Source organism: Streptomyces sp. NPDC041814, from assembly GCF_055590565.1.
The window spans coordinates 1-23405 of the sequence record NZ_JBVJAM010000008.1 but is presented as its reverse complement, the minus strand read 5'-3'; the positions used below and the strand labels follow the sequence as shown (position 1 = coordinate 23405).

Sequence of the window (23405 nt, the reverse complement as noted above, 5' to 3'; positions counted from 1 at the left end):
GACAGTGCTGTGACAGAGGCAAAAGAAGCGATCCTCCTGGTCGGCGGCAAGGGAACCCGGCTGCGCCCCCTCACGGTGCACACGCCCAAGCCCATGGTTCCGGCGGCGGGCGTCCCCTTCCTCACGCACCAGCTGGCGCGTGCCCGGGCCGCCGGGGTCGAGCACATCGTCCTCGCCACCTCGTACCTCGCCGAGGTCTTCGAGCCGTACTTCGGGGACGGCTCCTCGCTCGGCCTGCACATCGAGTACGTCACCGAGCGCGAACCGCTCGGCACCGGCGGCGCCATCCGGAACGTCGCCCACCGCCTCGCGTCGGGCCCGGACGAACCGGTCCTCATCTTCAACGGCGACATCCTCACCGGGCTCGACATCCGGGCCCTGGTCACCTCGCACGCCGACTCCGGCGCCGACGTCTCCCTCCACCTGACCCGGGTCGAGGACCCGCGCGCCTTCGGCCTCGTGCCGACCGACGGCACCGGCCGCGTCACCGCCTTCCTGGAGAAGCCGCAGACGCCCGAGGAGATCGTCACCGACCAGATCAACGCGGGCGCGTACATCTTCCGCCGCTCGGTCATCGACACCATCCCGGCCGGCCGCCCCGTCTCCGTCGAGCGCGAGACCTTCCCCGGCCTCCTCGCCGACGGCGCCCACCTCCAGGGCATGGTCGACTCGACGTACTGGCTGGATCTCGGCACCCCGCAGGCGTTCGTCAGGGGCTCCGCCGACCTGGTGCTCGGCCGCGCGCCCTCCCCGGCGGTGCCCGGCCGCTGCGGCGACAGCCTCGTCCTGCCGACCGCCTCGGTCGCCTCCGACGCCAAGCTCTCCGGCGGCACGGTCATCGGCGACGGCGCGGTGATCGGCTCGGGCGCCCGGATCGACGGCTCCACCGTGCTCGCGGGCGCGGTCGTGGAACCCGGCGCGGTGATCACGGACTCCCTGGTCGGCGAAGGTGCGCGGATCGGCAGCCGTACGGTGCTGGCCGGAGCGGTCGTCGGCGACGGTGCGGAGGTGGGCGCCGACAACGAGCTCCGCGAGGGCGTACGCGTCTGGTGCGGGGCGCGCCTGCCGGACGCGTCGGTGCGGTTCTCCTCGGACGAGTGAGCGACCCGGCGGCCCCGGCCCGTACGCGGACCGGGTGGCCGGAAATCGCCGTACCCTCGACAGGCAGCCCCGACGACCGAGGACCTCTTCCGTGGCAGGACGATTCGCTCCCCGCAACGCCCGGCGCGCGCCCGTCCCGCACCAGGCGGCGGCCGGGCCCGTACCGGCGCCCCAGACCCGTGTCTGGACCCCGCCGGGCCCGCTCGACCTGCGCCTCGTCCTCGGCCCCCTGCGCCGTGGTCCCGCCGACCCCACGTTCCGGATGGTCGCCGACGGCTCCGTCCGCCGGTCCAGCCGCACCCCCGAGGGCCCCGGCACGCTCCACGTCGTCACCCGCGACGGCCGGATCGAGGCGTCCGCCTGGGGGCCCGGCGCGGCCTGGCTGCTGGACCAGCTGCCCACGCTGCTCGGCGAGGGCGACGACCCGGCGGCCTTCACCCCGCGCCACCGCCTCCTCGCCCAGACCCAGCACCGCCGCCCCGGACTGCGGCTGCTGCGCACGGGCCTGGTGCTGGAGTCGCTGATCCCGTCGGTCCTGGAGCAGAAGGTCACGACGGACGAGGCGTACCGCGCCTGGCGCCTCCTGGTCCGCCAGTACGGGGAGCCCGCGCCCGGCCCGCAGGAGTACGGCCTCTACGTCATGCCGGACGCCCGCACCTGGTCCCTGATCCCGTCCTGGGACTGGCACCGCGCGGGCGTCGACAGCAAGCGCTCGGCGACGATCCTGCGCACGGTCCGGGTGGCCCGCCGCATGGAGGAGGCGGCCGCGATGGACCTACCCGACGCGCTGACCCGCCTCCAGGCCGTCCCGGGCATCGGCCCCTGGACGGCGGCGGAAACCCTGCAGCGCTCCAACGGCGCGCCGGACGCGGTGACGGTCGGAGACTTCCACCTCCCCGGCATCGTCGGCCACGCCCTGGCGGGCAACCGCCACGCGGACGACGAAGAGATGCTGACCCTCCTCGCCCCGTACGAGGGCCAGCGCCACCGGGCGACCCGCCTGATCCTGCTCTCGGGCGCGACACCGCCGCGGAGAGCCCCGCGCTTCCAGCCGAGGGACATCGCACGGCTGTGAGAACCGGGCCGGGCAGGTCAAGCCCGTCCGGCGATTGAGGACCGGGGCCCGGGGCAGAGCCCCGAAACCCCCCGCGGCCACGTCAAGCTCACCGCACCACGACGAAGTCCGACGCGGACCGATCCACCCGCGGCCCGGGAGCCGCCACCGCGTGCCCCACCGCGACCGCGCCCAATGGGTCCCAGGACTCGGGCAGCCCCAGAACGGACCGCACCACATCCCGGCAGAACATCGTCGAGGACACCCACGCGGACCCCAGCCGCTCCCCGGCCAGCGCCACCAGGAAGTTCTGGATTCCCGCCCCCGCCGCGACCACGAACATCTCGCGCTCCGCGCCGTCCCGCCGCTCGTCCCCGTACGTGTGCGAACCGTCCATCACCATGCACGGCACCACCAGATACGGCGCCCGGCGCAGCACCTCGCCCCGCCGCACCCGCTTGGCGATCGACTCCTCGCTCTTGCCGTCGCGCCGCAGATCCGCGACCCACGCGTCCCGCATCGCGTCGAGCAGCCGGGTCCGCGACTCCGGGGACTCCAGCAGGACGAAGCGCCACGGCGTCGTGTGGTGCGGCGCCGGTGCGGTCACCGCGGCCGCGACCGCCCGCCGTACCGCCCCCGGGTCCACCGGCTCGTCCGTGAACTCGCGCACCGTACGCCGCTGCGTCACCGCCTCCCGGACCGCCTCCGAGGTCCCCAGCCGGAACATGTCGTCGGCCGCGACCCGCACCATCGCCCGGGCGCCCTGCTCGTCCGCCGCGTCCACGACATGCCCGAGCCCGCGCACGACGGCGACGGGCAGCCCGTCCGTCTTGCCCTTGACCAGGTCACCCGCGGCGGCCAGCTCGTCGGCGGTGGCGATCACGGTCGCGCTCAACGGATTGCCGTGCGCGTCCCGCCCGCCCCGCAGGTCGTCCAGCACCCGCACCCCCGCCGCCCCGATGGCGACATCGGTCAGCCCGTTGCGCCAGGGCCGCCCGAAGGTGTCCGTGACGAGGACGCCGACCTCCACGCCGAGCGCCGCCCGCAGTCCGTCCCGGATCGCCCGGGCCGAGGCGTCGGAGTCCTCCGGGAGCAGCAGGACCGTCCCGGCGGGGGTGTTCGAGGCGTCGACGCCGGCGGCGGCCATGACCAGGCCCTGCCGGTTCTCCACGATCCGCAGCGGACCGCGCCGCGCCACCACCCGTACCGTCTCGGCGTCTATGGCCGCTTCCCGGTCGGTGGCCTCGACGATCCGGCCCTCCGCCTTGGAGACGATCTTCGAGGTGACGAGCAGGACGTCGCCGTCCACGAGCCCCGGGTCGCACGCCGCGATCAGCTTCGCGAGGTCGTCCCCGGGGCGCACCTCGGGCATCCCGGGCAGGGCCCACACCCGGTAGGAGGGGGCGTCGGCGGCGCTCACGCGCGGACCTCCTCTGCGAGGGCCAGCGCCTGCCGCGCCATCTCGGCGGTGGCGGCGACATCGGTCATCATCAGCGGCACGGACCGGCAGCGGATGCCCGCCGACTCCACCCGTCCGACCGCCCCCGCGTCGACGGTGTCGACGAGCCAGCCGTCGAGCAGCCCGGACCCGTAGTGCTCGGCGACGGCGGCGGCGGTCGACTCGACGCCCACGGCCGCGAGGACCTTGTCGGCCATTCCGCGCACCGGCGCGTCGCCGACGATGGGGGAGAGGCCGACGACCGGCACCCCGGCCTCGGCGATGGCCTCGCGGATGCCGGGCACGGCGAGGATCGTGCCGACGGACACGACCGGGTTGGACGGCGGGAAGAGGATGACGTCGGCCCCGGCGATGGCCTCCAGGACCCCGGGCGCCGGCTTCGCCTGCTCCGCGCCGACGGGCACGATCGCCCGCGCCGGCACGGCCGCCCGCAACTTCACCCAGTACTCCTGGAAGTGCACGGCCCTGCTCTCGCCGTCCTCCTCGATCGCCACGTGCGTCTCGACGCGGTCGTCGGACATGGGCAGCAGCCGGACGCCCGGCTTCCAGCGGGCGCAGAGCGCCTCGGTGACGGCGCTGAGCGGGTAGCCCGCGCCGAGCATCTGCGTACGGACGATGTGCGTCGCGAAGTCGCGGTCGCCGAGCCCGAACCACTCGGGGCCCACGCCGTAGGCGGCGAGCTCCTCCTTGACGCGGAACGTCTCGTCGGTACGGCCCCAGCCCTGCTCCTCGTTGATGCCCCCGCCGAGGGTGTACATCACGGTGTCGAGGTCGGGACAGACCTTGAGCCCGAACAGATGGATGTCGTCACCGGTGTTGCCGATGACCGTGATGTCCGCGTCGGGCGAGGCCTCCTTGAGACCCCGCAGGAACCGAGCACCACCGATACCGCCGGCCAGAACCACAATGCGCATGCAAACAGTTTGTCAGGTGCGGCCTGATCCTCGCCGGGGGGCCGGTCAGGCAGTCGCGGCCGCCGGGGCGCACTGCGCGGCGTGCATCGGCATGTCGGTGAGGCCCGGGTAGTAGATGTGGAGGCTGACGGCCGGTTCCAGGGAGTCGTTGACGACCTCGTGGACGTAGCCGGGCGCGAACACGCGCTGCGCGCCCGCGCCCAGCGCCCGCTTGACCCGGTCCGTACGTTCCGTCAGTTCACCGTCGAGCACGGTCAGGACGCCGGAGGACGGTCCGTGGTCGTGCAGCCCGCTGCCCTGCCCGGGCACCCAGCTCAGCAGCCAGACCTCGTAGCCGAGTGGGGTCTCCCCTGGTCGAGCGGAGCCGAGACCTTGGGGAACTGTGTGCAGGCGGTGGTACCAGCGGGTGGTGGCGTCGTACCGGACGAGCGGGGCCCACCGGTCGCGGTCGGCCGCGATGGTACGGGCGAGGCCGACGAACTCCGCGACGGTGGCGGGGTGTTCGGGGGCGGGGCGAAGTAGGTGCTGGACCTCGAGGAGGTCGCCGGCGATCTGGAGGTCGCTGTCGCTGCTGTTCATGGGAGCGGTGGTTCCTCGGCGGGGGGCGAGTGCGGCATACGGTGCGGGGCTCGTCGCGAGGTCCATGGACGCCGGGGGCCGGGAGACCGGAGGGCGGCGCGGGGGAAGGTGCGGGACGAGCGGTGCCGGGCCGGAGCGGAAGGGCTACGACGGCGTCGGCGGCATCAACAGCTGAGACAGCTGGAACAGCAACAGCGAGCCTGGACAGCGCTGCGGAACCCACGGGCGCGGGTCGCGTGCGTCGCTGAGGTCACTGGCATGCCATCAAGGAGAACCAAAGAGCCGCCCGGTGTCAACCCAATGCCCGGTTTGGCGGCAATGTTTCACCTCATCCGGTTACTCCGCGCGGAGAAAGGTTTTAGCGGCCGATGACGGGGACAGGTGGCGCAACAACCGCGCTGCCAAACGTGGGCGCGGCACCGTGACCCGAATGTGATCTTGGTCGCTTCAGTGATCGAATCGAAACGTGTCCGCGTCCGCAGCAGTTTGTCTCCATGGCGGACGGGTACCCGTTAGCGCCCATGGCATATGTCAGGTTTTTGGTGATTTGAACACTTAACGCATACGGTTGGTGCCGCAGGGTGAATACCGGGGCCAATAGCAGATCCGGGCTTGACCAGCCAGAGCTACACGCTTGTAATTTCACCCGTGTCGTTCGGCCGATTCGGTAACGGCCGCATCACGGGACGCAAGAGACAGACGAGGGGCGCACATGACCGAGCTGTTCCAGCAACTGCTGGTCGAGGACGCGGACGAAGAGCTCGGCTGGCAGGAGCGCGCGCTGTGCGCCCAGACCGACCCCGAGTCCTTCTTCCCCGAGAAGGGTGGATCGACCCGCGAGGCGAAGAAGGTCTGTCTCGCCTGTGAAGTCCGGTCCGAGTGCCTGGAGTACGCCCTCTCGAAGGACGAGCGGTTCGGCATCTGGGGCGGTCTCTCCGAGCGCGAACGCCGACGCCTGAAGAAGGCTGCGGTCTGACCGGGCCGGCCGGCCCGGCCCACCGCAACACGAACACCGCGGCCCGCCGCCTGCACCCGCAGGCGGCGGGCCGTCGCCGTACCCGGCAAGCGCCACGGCCACACCCGGAATCCGCGCCGGCCCGTACCCTCGCGCGCCCTCGTTCAACCGCTCCGCGCCACCCCGGTTGGCCCTACCGTTAGTGTGGGGCCCCGTCCGAGACGCGCCAACGACCCGACAGAGCGCGCGTGTACACCGATGCAGCCCCCGGGGGGACCTCCCCCGGACCCGGCCGGAGGGCCCGTACCTCGATGTCCGTGCACAGCCAATCAACGGCGCCGTACGCGGCCGCCGCCGCCCCCGAGTTCCCCCGGCATGTCGTCACCGCCGTGCTCGTCTCCCACGACGGCGCACGCTGGCTGCCCGACGCGCTCGCCGGACTGCTCGGCCAGGAACGCCCCGTACAGAACGTCATCGCCGCCGACACGGGCAGCGCCGACGATTCCGCGCGCCTGGTCACCGAGGCCCTCGGCGCCGACCGCGTCCTGCACCTGGCACGGCGTACGAGCTTCGGCACCGCCGTGGACGAGGCGAGCCGCACGGCCGGCGTCCTCACCCCGGACGACCTGCCCTACCTGAAGCGGCCCAGCGGCTGGGACCCGGTCACCCGGACCTGGCGCGACGAGGCGTACGAGATGCCGGAGCTGCCGCACGGCGAGCCGGTGCAGTGGCTCTGGCTGCTCCACGACGACTGCGCACCCGCGCCCGACGCCCTCGCCGAGATGCTGCGCGTCGTGGACAACGACCGGCACGCAGCGATCGTCGGGCCCAAGCTGCGCGGCTGGTACGACCGCCGCCAGCTCCTCGAAGTCGGCGTCTCCATCGCCAACAGCGGCCGCCGCTGGACCGGCCTCGACCGCCGCGAGCAGGACCAGGGCCAGCACGACCAGGTCCGTACCGTCCTCTCCGTCTCCACCGCGGGCATGCTCGTCCGGCGCGACGTCTGGGAGGAGCTGGGCGGCTTCGACCGCAGGCTCCCGCTCATGCGTGACGACGTCGACCTGTGCTGGCGCGCCCACATGGCCGGCCACCGGGTGCTCGTCGCCCCCGACGCCGTCCTGCGGCACGCCGAGGCGTCCGCGCGGGAACGCCGCCCCATCGACTGCGCCGGCCGCAGTGTCGCCAGCCCGCACCGCGTGGACAAGGCGGGCGCCGTCTACACGATGCTCGTCAACGCCCGCGGCAAGAAGCTGCCCTGGGTCATGCTCCGGCTCGTCCTCGGCACCCTGCTGCGCACCCTCGCCTACCTCGTCGGCAAGGTCCCGGGCCAGGCCCTCGACGAGGTCACCGGACTCCTGAGCACCCTGCTGCGCCCCGGCCGCATCCTGGCCGCCCGCCGCGCCCGGGGGAAGGGCGCCGTCGACGCCGCCGAACTGCGCGGCCTCTTCCCCGCACCCGGCGCCACCGTCCGCGCCACCGTCGAACAGGTCGCCGGAAACTTCGGCGGCGGCTCCGACGCCGACTCCGGCGGCTCCCGGCACGGCGCCGTCGAGTCCGGACCGGGCGGTGACGACGCCGACTATCTGGAGATCGACCAGTTCGCCCGGCTGAAGAAGGTCGGCCGCAAGCCCGGACCGGTCCTCTTCGCGCTGCTCCTCCTGGTCTCCCTCGTCGCCTGCCGCGACCTCATCGGCGGCGGCGCGCTGGCGGGCGGCGCCCTGCTGCCCGCCCCCGGCGACGTCTCCGACCTGTGGGCGCGTTACGCGGACGGCTGGCACACCGTCGGCACCGGCGGCACCCAGACCGCCCCGCCCTACCTCGCCGTCATCTCCGCCCTGTCGGCGCTCTTCCTCGGCTCCACCGGCTTCGCGCTCACCCTGCTGCTGGTCTGCTCGGTCCCGCTCGCCGGGCTCACCGCGTACTTCGTGACCCGCCCGCTGCTGCCCTCGCGGCTGCTGCGGGCCTGGGCGAGCGTCGCGTACGCCTTCCTGCCCGCGGCGACCGGCGCCCTGGCGACCGGCCGCCTCGGCACCGCCGTCCTGGCCGTCCTGCTGCCGCTGATCGCGCGCACCGCCGTCTCCGCGCACGGCATGCGCGCCTCCGGCGACGCCCGCGGCAGCTGGCGCGCCACCTGGGCGTACACCCTGCTCCTCACCCTCGCCATGGCGTTCACGCCGGTCGTGTGGCCGCTCGCCGTGGTCCTCGGCCTCGGCGTCCTGGTCCTGCGGCGCGGCGACATCACGGCGTACGCGCTGCGCTTCCTCGCCGCCGTCGGCACCCCGGTCCTGGTCCTCGCGCCCTGGTCGCTCTCGCTGCTGAGCAGCCCGTCCGCGTTCCTGAAGGAAGCCGGCCTTGAGACCGGTACGGGCTCCGCCTCGGCCCTGAACCTCCTGGGCATCAGCCCCGGCGGGCCCAAGGCGGCGGGCGGCGTCCTGCTCCTCGGCATCGTCCTCGCCGCGCTGGCAGCCCTGCTGCGCGGGGAGCGGCAGTTCGCCGTCCGGACCGCCTGGGTGGCCGCGCTGGTCTCCCTCGCGTTCGCCGGGCTCGCCAACGGCTCCGGCTGGGCCGGGCCCGCGACCCTGGTCTACGGCGCGGCCCTCATCGCCGCCGCGCTCGTCGGCGCGGACGGCGCCCGCATCCGCGTCGCCGAACTGAGCTTCGGCTGGCGCCAGCCGGTCGCCGCCCTGATCGCCCTCGCGGCGGGCGTGGCCCCCGTGCTGGCCGCCGCCGGCTGGATGATCGGTGGCGCGGCGGGCCCGCTGGAACGCCGCGACCCGGTCCAGGTGCCCGCGTTCGTCGCGGAGGAGAGCGGCACCCGCGACCAGCCGCGCACCCTGGTCCTGGGCGGCACCTCGTCCGCCTCCGTCGACTACACCCTCGTCCGCGGCTCGGGCGCCAGGCTCGGCGACGCGGAGCTGGCCGAGGCCCAGGACGGCAACAGCCACCTCGACAAGGTCGTCGCCAACCTGGTCGCCGGCTCCGGCGCCGACCAGGGCAGCCAGCTCAGCGGCTTCGCGATCCGTTACGTCCTCGTGCGCGACGGGGCACCCAAGCAGATGAGCCGGGTGCTCGACGCCACGCCGGGCCTGAGCCGGCTCAGCCAGCTCGACGGCAGCGCCCTGTGGCGGGTGGACCGGCAGGTCGCCCGGATCATGATCGTCCCGTCCGCCGCGGGCGACGAGCCGCTTCCCGTGGGCTCGCAGCCCGTCGAGGCGCACACCAGGATCCCGGCGGGCGGCAACGGCCGGGTGCTGCGGATCGCCGACGCGGCCGACCCCGGCTGGCAGGCCACGCTCAACGGGCGCGCGCTGACCGCCAAGACCGTCGACGGCTGGGCCCAGGGCTTCGAACTGCCCGCCGAGGGCGGCACCCTGGACCTCACGTACGAGGAGCCCTTCACCCACACCGTGTGGATCTGGGCACAGATCGCGCTCGCCGTGGTCCTCGTGGTCATGGCCCTGCCCGGCCGCCGCCGCGAGATCGACGACGACCTGCCGGAGGAGGCCGAGGCGGTCGCCGCCGAACCGGTCGCGGGCGAGGGCCGCCGCGCCCGCAGGCTGCGTGCCGCCGCGCTGGCCGAGAGCGAGGCCGCGGAGGCCGCCGGGGCCCCCGGGCAGCAGGATGCGGAGGGCGTCCCGGACCTGGACGGGACCGGCGAGCAGCCCGCGTACGTTCCCGCCCAGCAGAGCGCCGGAACCGACGTCACGGGCGCGGAGGACGACGACAACGTCTTCGTGCCGCAGCAGCAGTACGGCGACTGGGACAACGGCCAGGGCCAGTACCAGGACCCGGCCTACCCGCAGTACCAGGACGGTGCTCCATACCAGGACCCGCAGTACGCCGAGGGGCAGCAGCAGACGGGCACCGGCGGCTACGACCCGTACGGCTATCCGCAGTACCAGGAGGGCCAGTACCAGGACGGCCAGTACGCGGGCCCCTACGACCCGCCCGCGTACGACCCGCAGTCCTATGACCCGAACGGGTACGGCCCCGAGGCCGGGCAGTACGGCGAGCAGCACCCGTACGACCCGCAGAACCCCGAGAACCCCGCCCCGGGCCAGAACCCGTGGCCGACCGGTAACGCATCGCGAGGCGAGTCCGAGTGAAGTCCACCAGCGCCCTGTCCCTCATCGCCGGAGCGGTCGCCCTGGCGGCCGTCACCGGATTCGCCGCGCTCAACGAACCGTCCGGCGGCAGTACGGCCGAAGCGGGGACGGCCGCACGGCTGCCCGTCGAACGCACCAGCCTGCTCTGCCCGGCGCCCGGCCTCTCCGACCTCTCGGAGACGGCGTACACGGCCTTCACCCCGTCCGGCGGAAGCGGCGGCTCAGCCACAGCCGGCACCGCCGAGCTCCTGTCCTCCGCGAAGGACGACGAGGCGACGGCCGACGGCAAGTCCGACGACAAGGACAAGAAGGACAAGGGCAAGGACAAGAAGGACAAGGCGGACAAGCCGGTGGTCTCCCTCAAGGAGCCCGGCAAGCCCGCGACCGGAGAGGCGTCGGGCGCGGACTCGCCCGCCCTCGTCGGCACCGCGACCGGCCGGTTCGCCCCCGGCTGGACCGCCCAGCAGACCACCACCATCGAGGCGGGCGACGGCCGCGGCCTGCTCGGCATCAGCTGCACCGCGCCCGACACCGACTTCTGGTTCCCGGCGGCGAGCACCGCCAAGACCCGCGAGGACTACGTCCACCTCACCAACCCGGACGACACCGCGGCCGTCGCCGACATCGAGCTGTACGGCCCGGACGGCTCCCTCAAGTCCGACGTCGGCGAGGGCATCACGGTCCCGGCGGGCTCCGGCGTGCGGGTCCTGATCTCGACGCTCACGAGCAAGGCCGCCGACGACGTCACCGTCCACGTCACGACGCGTACGGGCAGGGTCGGCGCGGCCGTCAGGACAGCGGACGACACGACCGGCAGCGACTGGCTCACGGCCTCCGCCGAACCGGCCGGCACGGTCGTGCTGCCCGGCATCCCGGCCGACGCGACCTCCGTCCGCCTGGTGGCCTTCGCCCCCGGCGACGACGACGCCGACCTCGGCCTGAAGCTGCTCGGCAAGACCGGCGCGGTCACCCCGGCGGGCCACGAGGAGCTGCACGTCAAGTCGCACATGACCGCCGGAATGGACCTCAAGGACATCACCCGCGGCGAGGCGGGCTCGCTGATGCTGGTGCCCTCCGAGAAGGGCAGGGCCACCCCGGTCGTCGCCGCCCTGCGCGTGGTCCGGGGCAAGGGCGACAAGCAGGAGGTCGCCTACATCCCGGCGACCGCCCCGGTCGGCGCGCGCGCGACCGTCGCCGACAACCGGTCCAAGGGCTCGGTCCTCTCCCTCACCGCCCCCGGCGCCGCCGCGACGGTCAAGGTCACGGCGTCGGCCGGCAGCGGCGGCGGCACGCCGGTCAGCAAGACGTACAAGATCGCGGCGGGCACGACCGCGGCGGTCACCCCGCCCGTGCCGACCGGCCTCAAGGGCACCTACGCCCTGACTGTCGAGTCGCAGTCGGGTGGCCCGGTGCACGCCGCGCGCACGCTCACCGAGACGGTGAACGGCATCCAGATGTTCACGGTCCAGACGCTGCCGGACGACCGGGGCACGGTGGAGGTCCCGGCGGCCCGTCAGGACCTGTCGGTGCTGGACGAGTGAGCGGCCCTACTCCTGGCCGTACCGCGGATCGACGGACTCGGGCGCCAGGCCCAGGAGCTCGGCGACCTGCTCGACCACGATCTCGTGGACGAGCAGGGCGCGCTCGTCACGGCTCTTGGTGCGCAGCTCGACGGGGCGCCGGTAGACGGTGATGCGGGCGGGCCGCCCCTTCTCGGCGGAGACCGCGGCGCCGAGCGGAACCGTCTCCTCCGCCGTGTCCGGCACCTCCAGGACGACGAAGTCGACCTCCGCCAGCTGCGGCCAGCGCCGCTCCAGCCGCTCCACCGAGTCCTGGACGAGATCGCGGAAGCTGTCCGCGCGGCTCGTCGACAGCGGCACCTGCGGCGGCGCGACGGGCCCGCGCATGCCTCGGCCGTGTCGGTCCCGGCGCCGCGGACGCGGCTCGGACGGGCTGGGCGGTACGGAACTGTCCATCACCGACGCAGCCTAACCCCCGACGGCCCGCCCGGCCGGAGGGTGAGCGGGCCCACGCCGCCCTGTCCGCTCTTGAGCGATCCGGCCACACCGGAGCCCGTTTCCAGCCCCGCTCGCGACCGCCGGGCCGACGCCTTGTGAAAGGTTCGCGGCACGGCGGTGACCGGAACCATCGCCGCCAAAGCCCTCGCCTTCTCCTTCCGCGCAGGTCAGGGGAGTTGCCCGGGGGGCGCGTGTGCCGGATGTCACAGGGCGACACGGAGGGGTGAGCCGGGGGAGAGTCGTCGCAGCCCGCTCAAGAGTGCGGTACCGTCCAACATCGTGAGCCCTGTACGTCGCTGTTCGCGCACCGCGTGCGGCCGCCCTGCCGTCGCGACACTGACGTACGTCTATGCCGACTCGACTGCGGTCCTCGGCCCGCTCGCCACCTACGCCGAGCCCCACTGCTACGACCTCTGTGCCGAGCACAGCGAGCGGCTGACCGCGCCACGGGGCTGGGAGGTCGTCCGGCTCTCCGACCCCTCCGCGCCCAGCCGTCCCAGCGGCGACGACCTGGAAGCACTGGCCAACGCCGTACGGGAAGCCGCGCGTCCGCAGGAGCGGGGCGACGGCACCCAGGGAGGCGGCCGCCGGACCGCCGACCCGATGGAGGTCGCCCGCAGGGGCCACCTCCGCGTCCTGCGCTCACCCGACTCCTGAGGAACCGCCGGTCGCCGGGTAGTTTGGCGGTCCGAAGCAACCCCCTGGAGGACCGGCCCGTGACCGCAGACCTGTCGCAGCTCGTGAAGGCGTACGACGTGCGCGGAGTCGTGCCCGACCAGTGGGACGAGGAGCTGGCCGGACTCTTCGGGGCGGCCTTCGCCGAGGTGACCGGCGCGGACGCGATCGTCATCGGCCACGACATGCGCCCCACCTCCCCGGTCCTGTCCGGGGCGTTCGCCCGCGGCGCGGCGGAGCGCGGTGCCGATGTCACGATGATCGGCCTCTGCTCGACGGACCAGCTCTACTACGCGTCCGGGGCGCTGGACCTGCCCGGCGCGATGTTCACCGCCTCGCACAACCCCGCGCAGTACAACGGCATCAAGATGTGCCGGGCGGGCGCGGCCCCGGTGGGCCAGGACACGGGCCTGGGCGAGATCCGCGCGCTGGTGGAGGAGTGGTCCGGGAAGGGCGCCCCCGAGCCGGTCGCGACCCCGGGGACGCTCACCGAGCGCGACACGCTCACGGACTACGCCGCGCACCTGCTCTCCCTGGTCGACCTGACGGAGATCCGCCCCCTCAAGGTCGTCGTGGACGCGGGCAACGGCATGGGCGGCCACACCGTCCCCACGGTCTTCGCCGGGCTGCCCGTGGACCTGGTCCCGATGTACTTCGAGCTGGACGGCACCTTCCCGAACCACGAGGCCAACCCCCTGGACCCGAAGAACATCACGGACCTCCAGGCCCGCGTGGTGGCCGAGGGCGCCGACCTGGGCCTGGCCTTCGACGGCGACGCGGACCGCTGCTTCGTGGTGGACGAACGGGGCGAAGGCGTCTCCCCGTCGGCCATCACCGCCCTGGTCGCGGCCCGCGAACTGGCCCGCAACGGCGGCCGGGGCACGATCATCCACAACCTGATCACCTCCCACTCCGTCCCCGAGGTCGTACGCGAGCACGGCGGCACCCCCGTCCGCACCAGGGTCGGCCACTCCTTCATCAAGGCCGAGATGGCCGCCCACGGCGCGATCTTCGGCGGCGAGCACTCGGCCCACTACTACTTCCGCGACTTCTGGAACGCCGACACGGGCATGCTCGCCGCCCTCCACGTACTCGCCGCCCTCGGCGGCCAGGCGGGCCCTCTCTCGGACCTGGTCGCCCAGTACGACCGCTACGCCGCCTCCGGCGAGATCAACTCCACGGTCGACGACCAGAAGGCCAGCACGGCGAAGGCCGCTTCCGCCTACGCCCACCAGGAGGACGCCACCACGGACACCCTGGACGGCCTCACGGTGACCACCCCCACCTGGTGGTTCAACCTCCGCCCCTCCAACACGGAACCGCTGCTGCGCCTGAACGTGGAGGCGAAGGACGAGGAGACGATGAGGCGAGTACGGGACGAGGTCCTGACCCTGATCCGATCCAGCCCTTCCACCCCCTCCGGCGTTTCCCCCGCCAGCCCCGCCGGCGCTTGAGGCGCGGGGTCCGGGGCAGCGCCCCGGTTTCGGGAAGGGGCGGGTAGGGGACAAGGGCCCGCCGCAGGCGCAACGCACCCGCACCCGCCCCCCCGCCCCCACGACACGCACCCCACCCCACCCCAGCGGTAGGCTGACCCCGCCCCCCAAAGGGCTCCGACAACAGACCGCCCGAAGGGACACCCCATGCCGCTCGAAGCCGGCCTCCTGGAGATCCTGGCCTGCCCCGCCTGCCACGCCCCCCTGGACGACCAGACGGCAGCCGACACCCCGGAACTCATCTGCACCGGCACCGACTGCGGCCTCGCCTACCCGGTCCGGGACGGCATCCCCGTACTCCTCGTCGACGAGGCCCGCCGCCCGGCGTAACCGGCTCGACCGGCGTAACCGGCCCGAAGCGGCCGCACCGCACCCGCACCGGAGGACCGCCCCATGCTCGACGAGTCGTTGCTCGACGCCCCCGACGCCCTGGCCCGAGCCGACCGCCGCGACCTGCTCCGCGGCGCCGCCGAGGCCGGGGCCCGGGTCCGCACCGCCGCCCGGCACGCGGCGGAGGCCGGGATCACCGAGCTGAAGCCGGAGGGCCGCCCGCGCGCCGTCCTCGTCGCGGGCCCCGGCACCGCCGCCACCGGTGTCGCGGACCTCATCGCCGCCCTCGCCGGCGCCTCCGCCCCGGTCACCCGCATCCCCCCGACCGGCGTCGCCCCCGCCCCCGGCGCGCTCCGCTGGACCCTGCCCGGCTGGGCCGGCTCCGTGGACCTGCTGCTCATCGCCACGGCGGACGGCTCCGAACCGGGCCTCGCCCTCCTCGCGGAACAGGCGTACCGCCGCGGCTGCACGGTCGTCGCCGTCGCCCCGCTCCGCTCCCCGCTGCGGGAGGCGGTGCACGGGGTGCACGGCGTCGTCGTCCCGATGGCCTCCGCCCCGCACGGCGAGTACGACGCCGAGACATCGGCCGCCGGCCCCGGCACGCTCTGGGCCCTGCTCACCCCGCTCCTCGCCCTCCTCGACCGCGTCGGCCTGGTCACCGCCCCCGCCGAAGCGCTCCAGAGCGTCGCGGACCGCCTGGACCGCACGGCGGAGCGCTGCGGCCCGGCCACCGCCACGTACAGCAACCCGGCCAAGACCCTCGCCGCCGAACTCGCGGACACCCTTCCGCTGATCTGGACGGAGGGCGAAGCGGCCGGCCCCGTCGGACGCCGGTTCGCCGCGGTCCTGGCGGAGCTCTCGGGCCGCCCGGCCCTCGCGGCCGCACTCCCGGAGGCGCTTCCGGCACACGGCGGCCTGCTGGCGGGCGCCTTCGCCGCGGGCGCGGACCCCGACGACTTCTTCCGGGACCGCGTCGAGGAGTCGGAGCCCCTGCACGCCCGGGTGGTGCTGCTCCGCGACCGCCCGACCGGCGGCCTGAGCGCCGCCCCGGCCGCCCGCGAACTGGCCCTCGGCCACGACACCGCGATCAGCGAGCTCGAACCGGAGGAGGGCAGCACCCTCGAATCCCTCGCGGAACTGCTCGCCGTCACCGACTTCGCCGCGGTCTACCTGTCGCTCGCCTCGGCCCCCGGCGCCTGAGACACACCCGCACCCCGCCAAGACAGCACAGCAACACAAGGACTGATCCATGGACCGGCTCTCCAACACCGTGCGCCCGTATGCCTGGGGCTCGACCACCGCGATCCCCGCCCTGCTGGGCGTCGCCCCCACCGGCGAACCGCAGGCGGAGATGTGGATGGGCGCCCACCCGGGCGCCCCTTCCCGGATCGCCCGCACCGCATCCGGCGCCGCCGCCGAACAGTCCCTCACCGACGTCATCGACGCCGACCCCGCCCGCGAACTCGGCACGGCGACCGTCGAGAAGTTCGGCCCCCGCCTGCCCTTCCTCCTCAAGCTGCTCGCCGCGGGCGCCCCCCTCTCCCTCCAGGTGCACCCGAACCTGGACCAGGCCAGGGCGGGTTACGCGGACGAGGAGCGCCGGTCCGTCCCGATCGACGCACCCCACCGCACGTACAAGGACGCCAACCACAAGCCCGAGCTGATCTGCGCGCTCACCCCCTTCGACGGCCTGTGCGGATTCCGCCGGCCCCTGGAGGCGGCCGAGGCGATGGAGGGCCTGGGCGTCGACTCCCTCAAGCCGTACGCGGACCTGCTCCGCGCCCAGCCCGAGGAGGCCGCCCTGCGCGAGGTGCTGACGGCGATCCTCACCGCGGACCCCGACGAGATGGCCGAGACGGTGACCGCCGCAGCGGCCGCCGCCGAGCGGATCGGCGGCTCCTACGCCCCGTACGCCCGCATCGCCCACCACTTCCCCGGTGACGCGGGCGTCATCGCGGCCATGCTGCTCAACTACGTACGGCTCCAGCCCGGCGAGGCGCTCTTCCTCGGCGCGGGCGTCCCGCACGCGTACCTCGACGGCCTCGGCGTCGAGATCATGGCCAACTCGGACAACGTGCTGCGCTGCGGCCTGACGCCCAAGCACATCGACGTCCCCGAACTCCTGCGCATCGTCCGCTTCGAGGCGACCGACCCGGGCGTCCTGCGCCCGGAGGCGTCCCCGTCGGGCGAGGAGCTGTACGAGACGCCGGTGGACGAGTTCCGCCTCTCCCGCTTCGACCTGTCACCCGGCGCCGCCCCCACCGACCTGACCGCGCCCACACCGCAGATCCTGCTGTGCACGGCGGGCGCCCCGAGCGCCGGCGACCTCGCACTCGCGCCCGGCGAATCGGTCTTCGTACCGGCGGGCGAGCGGGTACACGCGTCCGGAGCGGGCACGCTGTTCCGTGCGACAGTGGTGGCCTGACGCACCGTCCGCGACGGCGGCTGCAACAATATGCCGCCACACCGCGGCCGCCGGAGCCGCAGACCGAAGAAGGGACACCAGGAAACCCATGAGTGCGTCAGGCGGAACCAAGGCGATCGTGGCGGCACTCGGCGCCAACCTCGCGATCGCAGTGGCCAAATTCGTGGCGTTCCTGTTCAGCGGCTCCTCGTCGATGCTCGCGGAGAGCGTCCACTCGCTCGCCGACTCCGGCAACCAGGGCCTGCTGCTCCTCGGCGGCAAGCGGGCCCAGCGCGAGGCCACCCCGCAGCACCCCTTCGGCTACGGCCGCGAGCGCTACATCTACGCCTTCCTCGTCTCCATCGTCCTGTTCTCCGTCGGCGGCATGTTCGCGGTGTACGAGGGCTACGAGAAGATCCGGCACCCCCACGAGCTGGAGGCCTGGTACTGGCCGGTCGGCGTCCTGGTCTTCGCGATCATCGCCGAGGGCTTCTCCTTCCGCACGGCGATCAAGGAGTCCAACGAGACCCGGGGCTCGCTCAGCTGGACGGACTTCATCCGCCGCGCCAAGGCCCCTGAACTGCCCGTCGTGCTCCTTGAGGACTTCGGCGCTCTCATCGGTCTGATCCTTGCCCTCGGCGGCGTCGGCCTGGCCCTCGGCACGGGCAACGGCGTCTGGGACGGCATCGGCACCCTCTGCATCGGCATCCTGCTGATCGCCATCGCGATCGTGCTGGCCGCCGAGACCAAGTCCCTGCTGCTCGGCGAGGCCGCCGGCACCGACCAGGTCGAGAAGATCAAGGCCGCGGTGGTCGACGGCGACACCGTCACCAAGATCATCCACATGCGCACGCTCCACCTCGGCCCGGAAGAACTGCTGGTCGCCGCCAAGATCGCGGTCCAGCACGACGACACCGCCGACGAGGTCGCCAACGCCATCAACGCCGCCGAGTCCCGCATCCGAGCCGCCGTCCCGATCGCCCGGGTGATCTACCTGGAGCCGGACATCTACAACGCGGCGGCGGCAGCGGCCGGCACCAACCCCGCCAAGGCCCCGGGCGGCGCCCACACCGTCCCCGGCGAGGAAACCCCGGGCCCGGAAGCCCCCGAACCGGGAGCCGCCGAGCCCGGCTCCGGGGCGGCCGACACCCCGGCGGGCACGGAGGACACCGGCCCGGCGGAATCCGGTCACTGACCGCACCGGACCCGCCATCGCGCACCCGAACCAGCCGCTCCCGCCCCGGACCCGCCCCGGTGGACTGGGAGCGGCTGCGCCGTTCGGTGTAGATTCGACGGCAGTGTCAGACGTCGCTGCTGATGGCGGTCGATCGGTCCGTACACCGGACCGGCCGAGGGAGAGAGGGCCTCCGACGGACTGCGCTGCGAGCGCCCGGGCATTCGTGTGCCCGCCGCCGCAGAGCCGCCCTACCCACCCTCGACTCCACAACGAGGAGCAGCCCGTTATGACGACGGTCGCCAATCGACAGGACTTCAAGGTCGCCGACCTCTCTCTCGCCGCTTTCGGGCGGAAGGAGATCACGCTTGCCGAGCATGAGATGCCCGGTCTGATGTCGATCCGCAAGGAGTACGCCGCCGCGCAGCCGCTGGCGGGTGCTCGCATCACCGGCTCGCTGCACATGACCGTGCAGACCGCCGTGCTGATCGAGACCCTGGTCGCCCTCGGCGCCGAGGTCCGCTGGGCTTCCTGCAACATCTTCTCCACGCAGGACCACGCGGCCGCGGCGATCGCGGTCGGCCCGAACGGCACCCCCGAGGCGCCCGCCGGCGTCCCCGTCTTCGCCTGGAAGGGCGAGACGCTGGAGGAGTACTGGTGGTGCACGGAGCAGGCGCTGACCTGGCCGAACACGCCGACCGGTGGTCCGAACATGATTCTGGACGACGGCGGTGACGCCACCCTGCTGGTCCACAAGGGCGTCGAGTTCGAGAAGGCGGGCGCGGCCCCGGACCCGGCGACGGCGGACAGCGAGGAGTACGCGCACATCCTCACGCTCCTCAACCGCACGCTCGGCGAGTCCCCGCAGAAGTGGACGCAGCTGGCTTCCGAGATCCGTGGTGTGACGGAGGAGACCACGACGGGTGTGCACCGCCTGTACGAGATGCACCGTGACGGCAGCCTTCTGTTCCCCGCGATCAATGTGAACGACGCGGTGACGAAGTCGAAGTTCGACAACAAGTACGGCTGCCGGCACTCGCTGATCGATGGCATCAACCGCGCCACCGACGTCCTGATCGGCGGGAAGACCGCCGTCGTCTGCGGTTACGGCGACGTGGGCAAGGGCTGTGCGGAGTCGCTGCGGGGCCAGGGCGCCCGGGTGATCATCACCGAGATCGACCCGATCTGCGCGTTGCAGGCGGCGATGGACGGCTACCAGGTCGCCACTCTGGATGACGTGGTGGAGCAGGCGGACATCTTCGTCACGACGACGGGCAACAAGGACATCATCATGGCCTCGGACATGGCCCGGATGAAGCACCAGGCCATCGTGGGGAACATCGGTCACTTCGACAACGAGATCGACATGGCCGGTCTGGCGAGGATCGACGGCATCGTCAAGGACGAGGTCAAGCCCCAGGTCCACACCTGGACGTTCCCCGACGGCAAGGTCCTCATCGTGCTCTCCGAGGGCCGTCTGCTGAACCTGGGCAACGCGACCGGGCACCCCTCCTTCGTGATGTCGAACTCGTTCGCGGACCAGACCCTGGCCCAGATCGAGCTGTTCACCAAGCCCGAGGACTACCCGACCGACGTCTACGTGCTGCCCAAGCACCTCGACGAGAAGGTCGCCCGCCTCCACCTCGACGCCCTCGGCGTCAAGCTCACGACCCTGCGCCCGGAGCAGGCGGCGTACATCGGTGTCGAGGTCGAGGGCCCGTACAAGCCCGACCACTACCGCTACTGATCCCCTGCCGGCCCGGAACCGGCCGGACCTCGAACGGTCCGGCCGATCCGGTCCGGCACCGGGCGCTCAGCGCGGCCCGGGCCGACCAGCAGCAGCGACGAACGCAGGCCCCCGCACCCCCGTGTCGGGGGCCTGCGCCGTACCGCACCCGCACGAGCCGAGGACTCGAAGGACCCCATGCCCCGCGGCCGATATTCGCTCCACGATGTCCACGACCACACCCCTCTCGGCGAAGAACACTTCCACTGCGCGCCCGGCCCGTCCGGTTGGCGCTACATCTCCCAAACGACCGCCCCGTCCGGCAGTCACCTGGGATCCGTCGACCTCACCCTCGATGAACTCGGCCGCCCCCTCCGACTCGAACTCCATTCCGCCGACTGGCAGGTCCGCGGCGCCGCCCTGGAGGGCCTCACCTGGGTCCGTACCGATCCGACGGGCACCCACGCCACCGAAGGCAATGTCCGTGCCCACGCCTTCAGCGGCACGTCCCCCGCCTTTCTCGTCGCGACCGCTCGCCTGCTGCGCCTCACCCCCGCGTCCCCCGAGACCCGCGTCCGGGTCGTCACCTTCACGGACCCGGTCCTCGCCCCCCGTACCCTCGACCAGTCCTGGGCCCTGGTGAACAGTGAAGCGCACCCCACTGACAACGGCCCCCTGACCGTGGACGAATACCAGGTCAGCGCCCTGGACACGGGCGAACGGCACACGATCCACCTCGCCGGCGACGTGGTCCTGTCCGCCCCCGGCATCGAACTCGAAGACCTGGAATCCCCACCCTCCGACCGCTAGGGCCTTTCGTTCGGACCATGCCGGGCTCGTGGGCCGCCGACCCGAATGAACGGTCCCAGCCCTCAGACGGGTGGCACGAACCCGGTGGCAGGCGGACGCCCCCTCGCCTCGTCGGAGGTGCCGGCACCAGGGCGCACGGCATCCTCCGCCGTTCGTGCGCCGACCTGGGGCTCCTGCGCGATCCGCCCCGGACCCGCACCGGCATGGGCTCCCTGCCACGCCCTGTGCGCGTCCCGTACCTGTCGTTCCTGCACCACGGCGGCCAAGTAGGCAGCGGCCGGGACGCCCGGCGGGGGCGGGGCCCCGGTGCGCGCGGCGAGCTCCCCGCCGAGCCGTTCCGCCATGGCCGTGCCCACGGAGGCGTCGAGCTGATGCATCCGCGTCAAGTACTGCCGTACCGCGAGCCACAGCTCATCCGGAACCGCCGACAGATCCAGCCCGGCGAACCGCCCGACCAGCCACGGCGGAGGCGGCGGAACGGCCGCGGCCCGTCCCGCCGGCACCCGTTCCCGTACGACGAGCGTTCCCGCGAAGACGTCCCCGAGCCGTCGGCCGCGCGCCGAGACCAGCGACGCGACGACGGCGACGACCCCGAACGTCATCAGGACCTCCACGACCCCCATCGCGCCACGCACGAGCGCGTGACGGAACCTGATGGGCCCTCCGTCGTCCCGTACGACCCGCAGGCCGCACGCCAGCTTCCCCAGCGAACGGCCGTGGCTCAGCGTTTCGACCGCTATCGGACCACCCACCGGGACCAGCAGAAAGGCGGCGACGGACACGGCGGCCCAGGCGGCGTCGTCCAAGGAGCCACTGACGAGGGCGAGCCCCAGCACCACCAGACCGAAGACCGTTCCAGCCACGACCAGATCGATGGCCAGAGCCAGCGCACGGCTCGGCAGCTTCGCCGGCCGGAGCCCCAGTACGACCGCGTCCCCGGTCACGAGTTCACTCATCGCCCCACCCCTTGTCCGCAGGCCCCTGCCCGGCGGCCCCACAGTCTGCCAAGCTGACCCGCGACGCCACAGTCGTCCGACCCGGTACGCACCCATGCCTGGAGCAGCAGCCGACCATGGACCTCGATGTCTTCGTCCACACCCACCGCGTCGAGTGGGACCGGCTGGACCACCTCCTGCGCCGAGGGCGCCGGCTGACGGGCGCGGAAGCCGACGAACTGGTCGACCTCTACCAGCGCACGGCGACCCATCTCTCCCTCATCCAGTCCAGTACTCCGGACGCCCTGCTCGTCGCGCGGCTCACACAGCTGGTCGCGCGTGCCCGGTCCCTGGTGACCGGCACGCGCCGTGCGTCCTGGCGCGACGTCACGCGTTTCCTCACGGCCGGCTTCCCCGCCGCGGTCTACCGCTCCAGGCACTGGTGGATACCGACCGCTGTCCTCTCGACGCTCCTGGTCGCGCTCATGGGCTGGTGGATCGGCACGCATCCGGAGGTCCAGTCGACCATCGCGGCCCCCGAGGACCTGCGCCGCATGACCGTCCCGGGCGGCGAGTACGAGACGTACTACTCCAGTCACCCCGCGACCTCCTTCGCCGCGCAGGTCTGGACGAACAACGCGCAGGCCGCCGCCATGTGCCTGGTCCTGGGAGCCTTCCTCTGCGTACCGGTGCTGTGGGTCCTCTTCATGAACGTGGTCAACCTGGCGGTCGGCATCGGCCTGATGTCCTCGGCGGGCCGCCTCGACACGTTCCTGGGCCTGATCCTTCCGCACGGACTGCTGGAGCTGACGGCCGTGTTCGTCGCCGCCGGGACCGGTCTGCGCCTCGGCTGGACCGTCATCGACCCGGGCCCGCAGACCCGCCGCGCGGCCTTGGCAGAACGGGGACGCGCCGCGCTCGGCATGGCTATGGGCCTGGCGCTGGTGCTGCTCGTTTCCGGGGTGATCGAAGCCTTCGTGACCCCGTCCGGCCTGCCGACATGGGCCCGCATCGCACTGGGCACTGCCGCCGAGCTGCTGTTCCTCCTGTACGTCTACGTGCTCGGCGGCCGTGCGGCCCGCGCCGGCGAGGTGGGCGACCTGGATGCGGTCGAACGAAGCGCCGAGCTGCCGATCGCTGCCTGATGTGCATCCGGCGTCCTTGGCCTGCTAGTCTCCTCTTCGCCCCAAAAAACCGTTGACACGGTGACGTGGGGGAGGTAGATTTAAACGGTTGCCTCGAACTGGACAAGTTCGGGTTCAGCCAGTTAATATCTGTCTCGCTCTCACCGGAAATTGAATTTCCGTAGAGCCATTCGATTCCCACCTTCTGAAGTTGAAGCCGATTAGGTTCGGCCGAAACGCTTCTGATAAAGTCGAATCAGCCGAAAGGCAAGGCCACTTCAACGGCCGCCGGAATCAAATTCGAACCGGAAACGGAACGAAATGAGTCTGGTAAGGTTGAAACCGCCGAAAGGCAAAAAGAAAGACCCGCTTCGACCGGGAATCGGACACGAAAGAGTCTGATAGATTCGAAAACGCAAGACCGAAGGGAAGCGCCCGGAGGAAAGCCCGAGAGGGTGAGTACAAAGGAAGCGTCCGTTCCTTGAGAACTCAACAGCGTGCCAAAAGTCAACGCCAGATATGTTGATACCCCGGCCTGCTTCGGCAGG

At 72.6% G+C, this 23405-nt stretch carries 20 protein-coding genes; 14 read left to right on the top strand and 6 right to left on the bottom strand.

The window, feature by feature from the left end; all coding sequences use genetic code 11:
* Nucleotides 1-9 precede the first annotated feature (9 nt).
* Nucleotides 10-1101, top strand: coding sequence for a mannose-1-phosphate guanylyltransferase (gene manB, locus ACZ6C6_RS20610; protein ID WP_469204722.1), 1092 nt, complete (start codon nt 10-12; stop codon nt 1099-1101).
* A gap of 91 nt (nt 1102-1192) precedes the next feature.
* Nucleotides 1193-2176 carry a DNA-3-methyladenine glycosylase family protein gene (locus tag ACZ6C6_RS20605; RefSeq protein WP_469204721.1) on the top strand — a complete coding sequence of 328 codons (984 nt, stop codon included), beginning with the start codon at nt 1193-1195 and terminating at the stop codon, nt 2174-2176.
* 88 nt (nt 2177-2264) lie between these two features.
* On the opposite strand, the gene ACZ6C6_RS20600 is transcribed toward ACZ6C6_RS20605, so the two are convergent.
* The 3 genes from ACZ6C6_RS20600 to ACZ6C6_RS20590 are packed head-to-tail and all read right to left on the bottom strand — an operon-like array spanning nt 2265 to nt 5107.
* The gene (locus ACZ6C6_RS20600) at nt 2265-3575 is read right to left on the bottom strand and encodes a coenzyme F420-0:L-glutamate ligase (protein ID WP_469204720.1); all 1311 of its coding nucleotides are present in this window, start codon (nt 3573-3575) and stop codon (nt 2265-2267) included.
* Entirely contained in the window at nt 3572-4528 is a 957-nt protein-coding gene (cofD, locus tag ACZ6C6_RS20595; protein ID WP_469204719.1) for a 2-phospho-L-lactate transferase, read from the bottom strand. The genes ACZ6C6_RS20600 and cofD overlap by 4 nt, the downstream gene beginning before the upstream one ends.
* Nucleotides 4529-4573: 45 nt before the next feature.
* Nucleotides 4574-5107, bottom strand: coding sequence for a cysteine dioxygenase (locus ACZ6C6_RS20590; RefSeq protein WP_469204718.1), 534 nt, complete (start codon nt 5105-5107; stop codon nt 4574-4576).
* 712 nt (nt 5108-5819) lie between these two features.
* Between ACZ6C6_RS20590 and ACZ6C6_RS20585 the strand changes: the two genes are divergently transcribed.
* The 3 genes from ACZ6C6_RS20585 (at nt 5820) to ACZ6C6_RS20575 (ending at nt 11709) form a co-directional block, all read left to right on the top strand.
* Complete coding sequence (locus ACZ6C6_RS20585; RefSeq protein WP_018103995.1) at nt 5820-6083, top strand: WhiB family transcriptional regulator; 264 nt, start codon at nt 5820-5822, stop codon at nt 6081-6083.
* 290 nt (nt 6084-6373) lie between these two features.
* Nucleotides 6374-10168 carry a glycosyltransferase family 2 protein gene (locus tag ACZ6C6_RS20580; protein WP_469204717.1) on the top strand — a complete coding sequence of 1265 codons (3795 nt, stop codon included), beginning with the start codon at nt 6374-6376 and terminating at the stop codon, nt 10166-10168.
* On the top strand, nt 10165-11709 hold the full coding sequence (locus tag ACZ6C6_RS20575) for a DUF5719 family protein (RefSeq protein WP_469204716.1): 1545 nt from the start codon (nt 10165-10167) through the stop codon (nt 11707-11709). The genes ACZ6C6_RS20580 and ACZ6C6_RS20575 overlap by 4 nt, the downstream gene beginning before the upstream one ends.
* Nucleotides 11710-11715: 6 nt before the next feature.
* On the opposite strand, the gene ACZ6C6_RS20570 is transcribed toward ACZ6C6_RS20575, so the two are convergent.
* Nucleotides 11716-12144: a metallopeptidase family protein gene (locus tag ACZ6C6_RS20570; protein WP_469204715.1), complete on the bottom strand. Its 429-nt coding sequence runs from the start codon at nt 12142-12144 to the stop codon at nt 11716-11718.
* Nucleotides 12145-12465: 321 nt separating this feature from the next.
* Here ACZ6C6_RS20570 and ACZ6C6_RS20565 point away from each other — a divergent pair, with 321 nt between their 5' ends.
* The 8 genes from ACZ6C6_RS20565 (at nt 12466) to ACZ6C6_RS20530 (ending at nt 20798) form a co-directional block, all read left to right on the top strand.
* Entirely contained in the window at nt 12466-12843 is a 378-nt protein-coding gene (locus ACZ6C6_RS20565; RefSeq protein WP_018103991.1) for a DUF3499 domain-containing protein, read from the top strand.
* 59 nt (nt 12844-12902) lie between these two features.
* Nucleotides 12903-14315 carry a phosphomannomutase/phosphoglucomutase gene (locus ACZ6C6_RS20560; RefSeq protein ID WP_469204714.1) on the top strand — a complete coding sequence of 471 codons (1413 nt, stop codon included), beginning with the start codon at nt 12903-12905 and terminating at the stop codon, nt 14313-14315.
* A gap of 186 nt (nt 14316-14501) precedes the next feature.
* Nucleotides 14502-14684 (top strand): Trm112 family protein, encoded by a 183-nt coding sequence (locus ACZ6C6_RS20555; RefSeq protein WP_018103989.1) that lies wholly within the window; start codon nt 14502-14504, stop codon nt 14682-14684.
* A gap of 63 nt (nt 14685-14747) precedes the next feature.
* A complete protein-coding gene (locus ACZ6C6_RS20550) occupies nt 14748-15884 on the top strand; it encodes an SIS domain-containing protein (protein WP_469204713.1) in 1137 nt (378 codons plus the stop codon).
* Between the two features lie 49 nt (nt 15885-15933).
* A complete protein-coding gene (gene manA / locus ACZ6C6_RS20545; RefSeq protein ID WP_469204712.1) occupies nt 15934-17109 on the top strand; it encodes a mannose-6-phosphate isomerase, class I in 1176 nt (391 codons plus the stop codon).
* Nucleotides 17110-17197: 88 nt separating this feature from the next.
* Nucleotides 17198-18283 carry a cation diffusion facilitator family transporter gene (locus ACZ6C6_RS20540; protein WP_469204711.1) on the top strand — a complete coding sequence of 362 codons (1086 nt, stop codon included), beginning with the start codon at nt 17198-17200 and terminating at the stop codon, nt 18281-18283.
* Between the two features lie 268 nt (nt 18284-18551).
* Nucleotides 18552-20009 carry an adenosylhomocysteinase gene (gene ahcY, locus ACZ6C6_RS20535; RefSeq protein ID WP_469204710.1) on the top strand — a complete coding sequence of 486 codons (1458 nt, stop codon included), beginning with the start codon at nt 18552-18554 and terminating at the stop codon, nt 20007-20009.
* A 177-nt stretch (nt 20010-20186) separates the two neighbouring features.
* A complete protein-coding gene (locus tag ACZ6C6_RS20530; RefSeq protein WP_469204709.1) occupies nt 20187-20798 on the top strand; it encodes a hypothetical protein in 612 nt (203 codons plus the stop codon).
* 62 nt (nt 20799-20860) lie between these two features.
* Here the strand turns inward: ACZ6C6_RS20530 and ACZ6C6_RS20525 are convergent, their stop codons facing one another.
* Nucleotides 20861-21754, bottom strand: a complete 894-nt coding sequence (locus ACZ6C6_RS20525; RefSeq protein WP_469204708.1) for an RDD family protein — start codon at nt 21752-21754, stop codon at nt 20861-20863.
* Nucleotides 21755-21870: 116 nt separating this feature from the next.
* On the opposite strand from ACZ6C6_RS20525, the gene ACZ6C6_RS20520 reads away from it, so the two are divergent.
* Nucleotides 21871-22878 (top strand): stage II sporulation protein M, encoded by a 1008-nt coding sequence (locus ACZ6C6_RS20520; RefSeq protein WP_469204707.1) that lies wholly within the window; start codon nt 21871-21873, stop codon nt 22876-22878.
* Between the two features lie 235 nt (nt 22879-23113).
* Here ACZ6C6_RS20520 and ACZ6C6_RS20515 read toward each other — a convergent pair.
* The coding region (locus ACZ6C6_RS20515) for a hypothetical protein (protein WP_469204706.1) at nt 23114-23405 on the bottom strand (292 nt) is incomplete at its 5' end.

Excerpts from the sequence above, each read along its gene's own strand:
- ACZ6C6_RS20525 (WP_469204708.1), bottom strand. The coding sequence starts at position 21,754 with ATGAGTGAACTCGTGACCGGGGACGCGGTCGTACTGGGGCTCCGGCCG.
- ahcY (WP_469204710.1), top strand. The coding sequence starts at position 18,552 with ATGACGACGGTCGCCAATCGACAGGACTTCAAGGTCGCCGACCTCTCT.
- ACZ6C6_RS20590 (WP_469204718.1), bottom strand. The coding sequence starts at position 5,107 with ATGAACAGCAGCGACAGCGACCTCCAGATCGCCGGCGACCTCCTCGAG.
- cofD (WP_469204719.1), bottom strand. The coding sequence starts at position 4,528 with ATGCGCATTGTGGTTCTGGCCGGCGGTATCGGTGGTGCTCGGTTCCTG.
- ACZ6C6_RS20530 (WP_469204709.1), top strand. The coding sequence starts at position 20,187 with ATGCCCCGCGGCCGATATTCGCTCCACGATGTCCACGACCACACCCCT.
- manA (WP_469204712.1), top strand. The coding sequence starts at position 15,934 with ATGGACCGGCTCTCCAACACCGTGCGCCCGTATGCCTGGGGCTCGACC.
- ACZ6C6_RS20585 (WP_018103995.1), top strand. The coding sequence starts at position 5,820 with ATGACCGAGCTGTTCCAGCAACTGCTGGTCGAGGACGCGGACGAAGAG.
- ACZ6C6_RS20540 (WP_469204711.1), top strand. The coding sequence starts at position 17,198 with ATGAGTGCGTCAGGCGGAACCAAGGCGATCGTGGCGGCACTCGGCGCC.
- ACZ6C6_RS20570 (WP_469204715.1), bottom strand. The coding sequence starts at position 12,144 with ATGGACAGTTCCGTACCGCCCAGCCCGTCCGAGCCGCGTCCGCGGCGC.
- ACZ6C6_RS20580 (WP_469204717.1), top strand. The coding sequence starts at position 6,374 with ATGTCCGTGCACAGCCAATCAACGGCGCCGTACGCGGCCGCCGCCGCC.
- ACZ6C6_RS20550 (WP_469204713.1), top strand. The coding sequence starts at position 14,748 with ATGCTCGACGAGTCGTTGCTCGACGCCCCCGACGCCCTGGCCCGAGCC.
- ACZ6C6_RS20555 (WP_018103989.1), top strand. The coding sequence starts at position 14,502 with ATGCCGCTCGAAGCCGGCCTCCTGGAGATCCTGGCCTGCCCCGCCTGC.
- ACZ6C6_RS20520 (WP_469204707.1), top strand. The coding sequence starts at position 21,871 with ATGGACCTCGATGTCTTCGTCCACACCCACCGCGTCGAGTGGGACCGG.